Here is a 10544-nt window from a genome sequence, read left to right as displayed (position 1 = left end):
AGGTCTTTCACAGATCGAGCAGGTCGGCGACGGAAAGACCGGACCTGGCCTCGGCGCGGATGGCCGGTGCGCCAACGGAAACGGGTGTGGTGTCACGCAGCCGCTCGACCTCGGTCGCGATGCCCGCGACCGTCGGGTGGTCGAACAGCGACCGCATCGGGAGCCGGACCCCCAGCTCGCCCTCGATGCGCGAGAGGATGCGGGCGGCCTTGAGCGAGTGGCCGCCGAGATCGAAGAAGTTGGTGTCGCGCCCGATCGACTCCGCGCCGAGCACCTGCCGCCACATGGTCGCGACGGCCACCTCGACCAGCGTGCGCGGTTCGTCCGCCTCGGGCTCGTCGGTGATCTCCGGGGCCGGCAACGCGCGCAGGTCCAGCTTTCCGTTGCGGGTCAGCGGAAGTGACTCCAGCGGCACCAGCGCGGACGGCACCAGGTACGCGGGCAGCGCGTCCCGCACGTGCCGCATCAGCTCGTCGAGCTGGTCGGCGCCCTGCTGCTCCAGCACGACGTACCCGACCAGGCTGACGTCGCCCGCGGCGTCCTCACGCGGCACGACCACGGCCTGACGCACCAGTCCCGACGAGTGCAGGCAGGCCTCGACCTCGCCCGGCTCGATCCGGAAACCGCGGATCTTGACCTGCCGGTCGGCACGGCCCAGGTACTCGAACGTCCCTCCGGGCAACAACCGCGCGAGGTCACCGGTCCGGTACAGCCGCGCACCGGGCTTGCCGCCCAGGTGGTCGGGCACGAACCGTTCGGCGGTCAGCTCCGGGTTGCCCACGTAGCCGCGACCGACGCCGTCCCCGCCGATGCACAGCTCGCCGACGACCATCGGCGGCACCGGCTCCAGGTACGCGTCCAGCACGTACAGCTGGGTGTTGCTCAGCGCCCGGCCCAGCGGAATCCGGGCTTCGGCGCGGTCGCACTCGTGGCTCGACGCGAAGGTCGTGGTCTCGGTCGGCCCGTAGCCGTTGACGACGTGCTCGGGACCGCCGGGGTGCGCGACGAGCGTCGCGACCGCGTGGCTGTCCGGCTGCTCGCCGCCGAAGACGAAGTAGCGCAACCCCGACAGCGCGGCGGGCGCCTCCCGTGCCACGTGCATGGCGACCGAGGTGGTGAGGAACAGTGTGTCGATCTCGTTGGCGCGCAACCACTCCCCCAGCGCCGCCGGGTCGAGCGCGATGTCCTTGGGCAGCCCGATCAGCCGGCCACCGTTGAGCAGCGCGCCCCAGATCTCGAACGTCGCCGCGTCGAACGTCGTGGTGGACGCCTGCGCGACCCGGTCACCCGGCGCGAACTCGACGTAGTTGGTGTCGCGGACCAGCCGGACCACGTTGCGGTGGCTGACGCACACGCCCTTCGGCATGCCGGTCGAGCCGGACGTGTACATCACGTACGCGAGGTCGTCCGGCGTGATGGTCCTCTGTGGACGATCGACGGGGCAGGTGAGGACCATGGTCGAGAGGTCGACCAGCGCGACACCGGACAGCGTCACCGGCCGGTCGGAGACCACCGCGGTCGCACCGGCGTCGGAACACAAGGCCTGCAAGCGTTCCAGCGGGTACTCCGGGTCGAGCGGCAGGTACGCGCCACCGGCCTTGAGCACGGCGATCGCGGCGACGATCCAGTCCACGCCGCGTTCCAGCAGGATGCCGACCGGCGTTTCCGCCACGCCCAGCGAGCCGAGGTGGGTGGCGAGGCGGTTGGCGCGCTGGTCCAGTTCCGCGTAGGTGAGCCGGGTCGTGCCGAACTCGACGGCGACGTCCCCGGCGAACCGGTCGACGGTCTGTTCGAACAGCTCGACCAGCGTCGCGCCGGGGTAGGCGGTCGCGTTGGCGTTGAGGTCGCGGACGATCCGGCCGTGCTCGTCGGCGGAGAGCAGGGACAGGTTCGACAGCCGCGCCTGCGGCGTGGTGGTGATCTGGCCGAGCACGGTCGTGAAGCGCTCGGTGAGGTCCTGGACGTCGGCCCGCTGGTAGAGCGCGGTGCGGAACTTGACCCAGCCGCGCATCTCGCCGGTGCCCGAGTCGGGCAGCTGCAGTTCGAGGTCGTAGAGCCCCTGGCTGCTGGTGCCCTGGGTGAACGTGAAGACGCACCCGCCCGCGGCCTGCGGTCCTGCCAGCGGCGGCGGTGACGCGAAGACCACCTGGAAGACCGGGTGCCGGTCCACGTCGCCCGCCTGGCCGAGCGCCTCGACGACCTGGTGGAAGGGCGCGTCGCGGTGGTCGAGGGCGTCGAGCACCGTGTTGCGCACGAGGTCCATGGCCTCGGTGCAGGACGGGTCCCAGCCGAGCCGCACGCGCAGCGCGAGCATGTTGACGAAGTAACCGACCAGGTCGTGCGTGTCGGCGTGCTCGCGTCCGGCGGAGGGCGAGCCGACCACGACGTCGGAGGAACCGGTCAACCGGTGCAGCAGCACGGAGAACGCGGTCAGCAGCACCATGAACGGTGACGACCGGTGCGTGCTCGCGACCCGTCGCACGGCGTCCGCCAGCTCCTCGGGTACTACGAGCGGCAGCGACTCGGCGGTGAAGTCGGGCTGTGCCGGACGGGTGCGGATGCCGGGAAGTTCCAGTGGTTCCGGCAGGTCGGCGAGCTCATCGAGCCAGTAGCCGACGTTCCCGGTCGATACGGCGACGTCGCGGTACGGGACCAGCGGCCGGGACAGCGACACGTCCTGGCCGTCGACCGCGGCCTGGTAGCTCCGCAGCAGCTCGTCCTGGAGCACCGCTACGGACGCCCCGTCGATCGCGATGTGGTGCACCAGCAGGACGAGCTCGTGCAGATCGTCGGCCAGGCGCAGCAGGACGACCCGCAGCGGCAGACCGCTGGAGATGTCGATGCGGCGGCTGAGTTCGTTGGCCACCAACGCTTCCTTGCGCGCCGTCAGTTCGGCGGGGGCGAGGTCGCGCAGATCGCGCGTGGCGACCGAGACGTGGGCCTCCAGCGCGATGTCCGGGACGAGGTCGGTGCCGTCGAGCCGGTAGCTGGTGCGCAACGGCTCGTGCCGGTTCACCACCGCCGTCAGCGCGGCGGCGAGCGCGTAGGTGTCCAGCTCGCCGGTGATCTCCACGTACACCGGAACGGTGTTGAACGTGGCGTCCGGCGCGAGCTGGTCGGAGAACCAGATCTGCTGCCGGCCGCGGGATTGTTCGGTCACTGCACACCTTCCCCAGCGGTCACCGCGAGAGCGCGGGTCACCACTGCCGGATCGTCTTTGAGGTAGAAGTGGCCACCGGGCCGGACCACGAGGTCGAAGCCGGCGGTGGTGTAGCGCTGCCAGGCGGCGACCTCGGCCTCGGTCGCGAGCGGGTCGCCGGTGGCGGCGAACGCGGTGATGGGCACGTCGATCACGTCGCTCATGCCGCGGTAGCGGGCGCACACCGTCAGGTCGGCGCGCAACGTGGGCAAGAGCAGCCCGAGCATCTCCTTGTGCGCCAACAGGTCCGCGGGGACGCCGCCGAGCAGGGTCATCCAGTCGAGCAGGCCGTCGTCGTCGAGCAGGTGGGGTTCGTCGCGCAACCCCAGGTGCGGCGCGCAGGTCGCGGACACGAAGAGGTGCCGGACCCCGTCACCCAGCCTCCTGGCGACGTCGAACGCGATCAGCCCGCCCATGCTGTGGCCGAACAACACGAACGGCCCGCGGATCTCCTCGCGGATCGCCTCGGCCAGTGGCGCCGCGATCTCCGCCGGCTCGGTGGCCGCGGGCTCGGCGAACCGCCGTTCCCGTCCGGGCAGCACCGCGCACCACAGCTCGACGCCGTCGCCCAGCAGGTCCGCCCAGTCCCAGAAGGCCGACGCACCGCCACCCGCGTAGGGCACGCACACCACCCGCAGTGCCGCGTCCGGCCTCGGCCGAGGACAGACCAGCCAGCTGCTTCCCACCCGTCACACCCCCCATGTTCCGTCTACGGGAAGAAGCTACGAAGTGGCCCTTAGCGCACCCTTCGGGAAACCTGAGTGCTCTCTTACCCCTGCTTTGACCAGCCAAAACGGGCATGAGGGTGACCTTCATGGACCTGAGGTCCATGAAGGTCACCCTCATGGCGAGCGAGCGCGCTCAGCTTGCCCGAAGGACACCCGAAGATCGGCTGTCGAACGGATCGGGCTCGGCGGGCAGAACGCCGATCTCGTTCATCTGCTCGACGTAGACCTGATAACGCCGGCGCGCCTCCCCGTGCCGCCCCGCCGCCCGCAACGCGTGCACCAGCCGCACGTGCGCGCTCTCGTCGTAGCAGTCGAGCTCCAGCATCCGGGTCAGGTACCCGACCTGCTGATCGGGATCAGGTACCAGCTGCACCAACGCGCGCAGCACGGCCGTGTACCTCCCGCGCACTTCCTCACGTACCTGGATCGCCCACTGCTCGTAGGGTTCCTCGGCCAGGAACTCGCCCAGGTACAGCTCGTCCGCGTCGGTCAGCAACGCCAGCGCGGCCGCGTCACCACGCCGATGAGCCGTCAGCGCGAGGTGTGCCGCGTCGAGGAACCCGGCCACGTCCAGGTCCACAAGGGACAGATCGAGCGACACCGTGTCGCGGTCGGCGACGAGCGGCTCGGCGTCGGCGGGCAGTCCTGGCACCGACAGCACCGTGCGCACCGTCGACAACAGCACCGACAACCGGTTCGCCGTGCGGTCCGACATGTCGTCCGGCCACAGCAACTCCACCAGTTGCGGCCGCGGCACGGCCCGGCCCCGGTTGGCGGCCAGGATCTTCAGCAGGTCCCGGGCCTTCTTCGACTGCCACAGCGCGCTCGGCACGGGTGCGCCGTCGCGCAGCACCTGGAACCCGCCGAGCGTGCGCACGACGATCCGCGCGGCCCGCGGCAGTCCCGTCCCGAGCACGTCGGCCATCGGCACGTCGAACCGCACGCCGTGCCCGCGCAGCTCGTTCTCGAACGGGGTCACGTCCATCCCGGAGAGCCGCGCCGCCGCGAGCCCGGCAGCCGCCGCACCCACCTGGTCCCCCGCCGCCCGCCACACCGTCGCGGCCTCCGCGAGCAGCGCCTTCGGGTCTGCCGACGTGGCGGCCGCCAGTTGCAAAGAGTCGGCGAGGCCCGCCTTGTCCCGGCGCCGGCCCGCCAGCGCCCGTGCGGTGGCCGCGTCCGCCCGTGCCGATTCGCGATCACCGGCGAGCAGGGCGACCCAGCCGCGGGCGAGCAGCGCGGGAACCTGCCACACCCGCAGGTTCTCGCTCGCCACCACGGCTTCGTCCGCGAGTCGGCTCGCCTTGGCCACGTCCTCGCCGGCCAGGATCCGGGCCAGCGTCGCCTTGGCGAACACCTGCAGCGAGGAGGTGCCGGGCATCGCCAGCGCCTCGTCGAGAAACGCCTGTGCCTGACCGGGTTCGCCGCGCCTGCGGTGGACCTCTGCCCTGATCACCAGGCCGAGGTGGTTCCACATGGCCTGACCGGTGGCCGCGTCGGCGAGCGCCTCGTCGAACCGGCCGAGCCGCGCGCCGGCCAGCGCCCTGATGGTCAGGCAGTGCGGCTCGTGGCCGGTGAGTCCCGCCTGCCGGCCGAGGACCAGCACCTCGTCGACCTCCGTCAGCGCCTCGGCCGCCCCGGTCTCCGCCGCGAGGAACCACGCGCGCTCGGCCCGGATGGTCAGCTCCAGCATCCGGTTGCCGGCCCGGCGCGCCCGGTCCACCGCCTGCCCGAAGTGCATCTCGCCGGCGACCCGGTCGCCGTCGTACGCGGCGAGCAGCCCGAAAGCCTTGCTGCTCCACGCGAACGCGGTATGCCCGCCACACCGCTGGGCCGCCAGGGCGCACCGCGAGGCCAGTTCCCGTGCCTGTTCGTGGCGTCCGGTCTCGCGGAACCACCGCACGGCCAGCGACAGCAGCCGCACCTCGTCCAGCGACGCGGCCTCGTCGAACACCGTGCGCTCGAACAGGTCCACGGCCCGCTCGGTCTGCCCGGTGAGGTCGTGCAGCTGCCCCATCCGCCAGGACAGCCGCGGCCGCAGCACCTCCTCGGCGGCCTGCTCGTAGCAGTGCAGCGCGCCGAGCCAGTCTCCCTTGTGCTGCCGGGCGAAACCCCAGACCAGGTACAGCCGCGGGTCGTCGATCTCGAGTCGTGCCACGGCCGCGAGCACCGCGTCGGCGTCGCCGCCCGCGACGATCTGCTCGTCCTTGCGCAGCAACAGTTGTGCGACCAGGTCCCAGCGCTGCGCCTCGACGAGGTGCCGCAACGCCTCGGCGTGCGCGCCGGTTCGTTCGCAGAACACCGCCGCCCGCAACCGGAACTCGGTGTCATCGGTGTAGCGGCTGAACAACTCCCGGATGGGTTCGAGCACGCTCCACGCCGGATCTTCGCCGTTCTCGACGGACAGCAACCCGCGTCGTGCCAGCTCGGGCAGCGTCTCGCGGACGTCGGTGAAGCCGAGTGCCACGCACAATGCGGTGCTCGCCCGGCCGAGCATGGCGATGGTGCGCACCAGGTCCAGGGTGGGCTCGGATTCGCCGGCCAGCGCGGAGGCGGCCAGCTGCACGAGCACGTCACCGTCCTCGAACCGCTCCGGCGGCAGGGTTTCGCGGTACAGCGTCACGGCGGCCGGCCAGCCCCCGGTCCGTTCCCGCACCACGGCGGCGGCGTCGGTCCCGACGAGCGCGGCGACCTCCTGGTCGCTGAACGCGAGCTGCCACGAGTTGATCTCGCACACCGACGCGGGCAGTGCGAAGCCCAGCTCTCCCCTGGTCAGCAGCACCAGCCGGAACTCCTCCGGGGTGCGCAGGCACAGCGCCTCGACCAGCCGGGCGCCATCGCTGCCCGGCGCGAGCGCCCCGGCGTCGTCGACCACCAGCACCACGGGTTCGTCGAGGTGCACGTCCAGCAGTCCGCACACCAGACTCGCGACGGCGTCGACCTGGGCCGTGGTCGTGATCAGCTCCGCGGGCAGCCGCGGCAGCCGCTGCCGCAACGCGCGCAACAGCCCGCGGGACAACCGTTCCAGCGAAGTATCCGCGCCGACGCCCAGCCAGCAGGCCCGCCGGGTCGCCGCCCACGCGGCGACCGAGGTCGTCTTCCCCCAGCCGGGACCCGCCTTCACGACGACCACCTTGTGGGCGGCCGCGGCGTCGAGAGTCGCGGTCAGCGCGGGCCGGTCCACGAGCCGGGCCGGTAACGCGGGCTGCAGCATTTTCGGAGCACCATTTCCTCGGACGACCTGTCGAGGACGAGTGCACCAATGCCGTGCATCCGTGCCGCATCGATGACCGATGCACGGATGTTGTTGCTGGTCAGGGCACGAAGGCGACCTGGCACAGGCCGGTCGGCACGCCGATGCGACCCGACACGCAGACGCCGTGGCTGGTCAGCCCGCTGTAGCGACCTGATGCAGGACGGCCGGTTCCCGTGTGCCACAAACACACCGCATGCACTGGACACCCGTGTCGGCCAAGTGCGCCCGAGGGTTCTCCGCGTCCACCGCACCAGCCGGGTAGAGCTCCACGGCCCGTTCCCAGTGCGTACGCGCCCACTCCTCATCTCCCCGCAGAACAGCCGCGTGAGCGAGCCCTTCATGCGCGCGGGCCCGCACCATCGGCAGCGCCCCGGCCAGCCCGAGCTCCTCGGCCGCCCACAGCATCGCCTCGGCCTCCACCAGCCGCCCGGCGGCCAGGTAGGTCTCGGCGAGCCCGTTCAACGCGTCACCCTCCGGCTCCCGCAAGTCCATGCGCCGCGCGGATTCCAGGGCTTCGCGCCCCACTTCAACAGCATCGTCGATGCGGCCGAGCCTGCGGTACGTCACGCCGAGCCACGCGAGCGAGATCCCCTCGCCCCGGCTCATCCCGATCTCCCTGCTCAGCCGCACCGCACGTTCCAGTGCGACCACGGCCTCGGCGTCGCGCCCCCGCAGCTGCGCCAGCCAGCCGATGTTGATCAGCACCACGACCTCGCCGCCGACGTACCCGTCGAGCTGGTGCATGGCGAGCGCGTCCCGGAACCGGGCGGAGGCCGCGTCGTAGCGCCCGAGGTTGCAGTCGACCAGGCCGAGGTCGATGGTCGAGTTCACCTCAGCCCGTTGATCTCCGATCGACCGCGCCAGCGTCACGGCTTCGGTGAAGCTGGTCGCCGCGTCGTCCAGCATGCCCGCCTGCACTTGTGCGGCACCGAGATCGCGCAACCCGCCCACGGCAGCGGGCAGGTCGCCGAGTTCGCGGCTGATCGCGATGGCCTGGTCGAGGAACTCCAGCACCTCGCCGTTGCGACCTGCCTCCCGCAGCGCGAAGGCGATGTTCGTCAACGCCATCGACACCCCGCGCTGGTCGTTCAGTGCCTGGGCGGCCCTCAAAGCGTTGCGGGACAGCTCGAGCACACCCGACCGCAGCCCCACGCGAGTCAGGTAGGGCATGAGCAGGCACGGCAGCTGCCACGCGTGCACGTGCCATCCGTTCGCGCTGGCGTAGTCGGCGACCGCCACCATGTTCTTGTACTCGGCGCGGACCTGGCGGATGTCGTCCTCTTCGGACGCCGACGCGGGCAGGGACTCCGGCAGGTAGGTGAGGTCGGGTTCGAACCCGCGCCGGCCCGGCATGCTGCGTCGTCCGCGCACGTCGGCCAGATGCAGGTAGTAGTCGAACAACCGGTGCCGCGCGGTGTCCAGCTCGTCCGGCGGGTGTGCGGCGTCCGCGAGATCACGGGCGCAGTCGCGCACGAGGTCGTGCAGGCAGTAGCGGTCGGAAGTGCGCTGCATCAACAGGTTGCACTCGACCAGTTCTTCCAGCACGTCCTGCGCGTCGAAGGCATCGGTCCCGGTGAGCGCCGCCGCGGCGTGCGCGTCGAAGTCACCGCCCGGGACGACGGACAGCAGCCGGAACAGTTCCTGCCGGTCGGCGTCGAGGTGGTGGTACGACAGCGCGAGCACACCGGCCACGCTCAGCTCGTTCGCGGTGAACGCGCGGGCGCGGCGTTGCCGGTCGCGCAGCTGGTCGGCGAGGTAGGCGACCGTCCAGGGCCGGCGGCGGAACCGGGACGCGGCGATCCTGATCGCGAGCGGCAGTCCGCCGCACAGCGCGACCACGTCGGCGACGGCGTCCGGTTCGGCGGCCGCGCGGTCCTGGCCCGCGATCCGGCTGAACAACGCCACCGCGTCGTCGCTCGGCAGCACGTCGAGCGACACCGGGACGGCGCCTTCGAGCGCCATCAGGTGACAGCGGCTCGCGATGAGCACCACCGAGCCGGCAGCGCCGGGCAGCAGCGGCCTGACCTGGTTCGCGTCGACCGCGTTGTCGAGCACCAGCAGCACGCGGCGCTGCGACATCTCGGCCAGCCAGAGGTCGTGGCGGGCGCCCAGGTCCACCGGGATCTGCTCCGGCGGCACGCCGATCTGGCGCAGCAACGACTCGAGCGCGGCGTCCGCGGTCATCGGCGAGGTGCCCGCGGTGAAGCCGCGCAGGTCGACGTAGCAACGGCCGTCGGGGAAGCGGTCCTCCAGGCGGTGCGCGACGTGCACGGCCAGCGCGGTCTTGCCGATGCCGCCCATGCCCTCGATGGTCACGATCGCGGGCCCCCGCGTGCCGATCGCCTCGACCAGCCGGTCCACCTCGGACTCCCGCCCGGTGAAGTCCGGGATGTCGAGCGGCAGGCGTGACCGTCGCGGTGTGGGGACAGGTTCCGGTTCTGGGCGCAGGAGTTCGGCGTGCAGTTGGCGGAGCACGGGGCCGGGATCGGTGCCGAGCTCCTCGGCCAGGACCCGGCGCCCCTCCTCGAACACGGTCAGCGCGTCGCCCCGGCGGCCCGCCGTGGTCAGCGCGCGCATCAGCGTGGCGCGCAACGACTCCCGCAACGGGTGCTCGGCGACCTGGCCCATCAGGTGCCCGAGCAGCGAGGTGACCTCGCCCAGCTCGAGCCGTAGTTCGGCCAGCCGTTCCACGGCCTGGAGCCGTTGTTCGCCCAGTCCCTCGGCCGCCGCGTCGATCGACGCCGAGCAGAGCCCGGACAGCACCTGGCCGCGCCACAGGTCGAGCGCGCTCTGCAGCAGCGCCACCGCCTGCGCCGTCTTTCCTTGGGACGCAACGACTTCCGCGTCGCTCAGCTGGGACCGGAACACGTCGGCGTCCAGCCGTGCGTCCACCAGGTCGAGCCGATAGCCGTGCGTGCTGGTGACGAGCCGGCCACCGCTCTGCGCGACGACCCGCCGGACGGCCGCCGCCGCGTTGCACACCTGGCGGCGCGCGGTCTGCGGCGGGTCCTCCCACAGCTCGTCGATCAGCCGGTCGAAGCTCACGACCGCGCCGGTGTTGAGCAGGAGCAGCGCCAGCAGCTTCTGCTGACGCTCACCTCCGAGCGCGACCGAGCGCCCCGCGGCCCGCAGTTCCAGCGGGCCCAGAATCCGATAATCCATTCAGCCGCACACTTTCCATCTCGGAGTACGACGGGTGGAGCCAGCGGTGGACACCAGTGGTACCGCAGCGAGGACATGGGATATCACCTTTAGGAGGCGGCTCGCAGCCGGAAAATACCGGCAACTTTCTGGATCGATTCCGAGCCAGATGGAATCACGCTGCGGGATCGGTCGCGCACGCCGCGTGACCAGTTGACAAAGG

Annotated in this window: 4 protein-coding genes; all 4 read right to left on the bottom strand. The window is 71.5% G+C overall.

What is annotated here, in order from left to right:
- Positions 1-7: 7 nt before the first annotated feature.
- Positions 8-3160, bottom strand: coding sequence for an amino acid adenylation domain-containing protein (locus ACIA8G_RS27660; protein ID WP_396421580.1), 3153 nt, complete (start codon positions 3158-3160; stop codon positions 8-10).
- On the bottom strand, positions 3157-3885 hold the full coding sequence (locus ACIA8G_RS27655; RefSeq protein WP_396421579.1) for a thioesterase II family protein: 729 nt from the start codon (positions 3883-3885) through the stop codon (positions 3157-3159). The genes ACIA8G_RS27660 and ACIA8G_RS27655 overlap by 4 nt, the downstream gene beginning before the upstream one ends.
- A 175-nt stretch (positions 3886-4060) precedes the next feature.
- Entirely contained in the window at positions 4061-7138 is a 3078-nt protein-coding gene (locus ACIA8G_RS27650) for a BTAD domain-containing putative transcriptional regulator (protein WP_396421578.1), read from the bottom strand.
- 174 nt (positions 7139-7312) lie between these two features.
- The gene (locus ACIA8G_RS27645) at positions 7313-10342 is read right to left on the bottom strand and encodes an AfsR/SARP family transcriptional regulator (protein WP_396421577.1); all 3030 of its coding nucleotides are present in this window, start codon (positions 10340-10342) and stop codon (positions 7313-7315) included.
- Between the last annotated feature and the right edge of the window lie 202 nt (positions 10343-10544).

The organism is Lentzea sp. NPDC051213 (assembly GCF_044455585.1).
GTDB lineage: Bacteria > Actinomycetota > Actinomycetes > Mycobacteriales > Pseudonocardiaceae > Lentzea.
Note: the sequence above shows the minus strand (reverse complement) of the source record. Positions and strands in the feature narration are given on the sequence as shown.

Bases quoted from the DNA above. Each gene is read 5' to 3' on its own strand.
- ACIA8G_RS27650 (WP_396421578.1), bottom strand. From the start codon at position 7,138: ATGCTGCAGCCCGCGTTACCGGCCCGGCTCGTGGACCGGCCCGCGCTG.
- ACIA8G_RS27645 (WP_396421577.1), bottom strand. From the start codon at position 10,342: ATGGATTATCGGATTCTGGGCCCGCTGGAACTGCGGGCCGCGGGGCGC.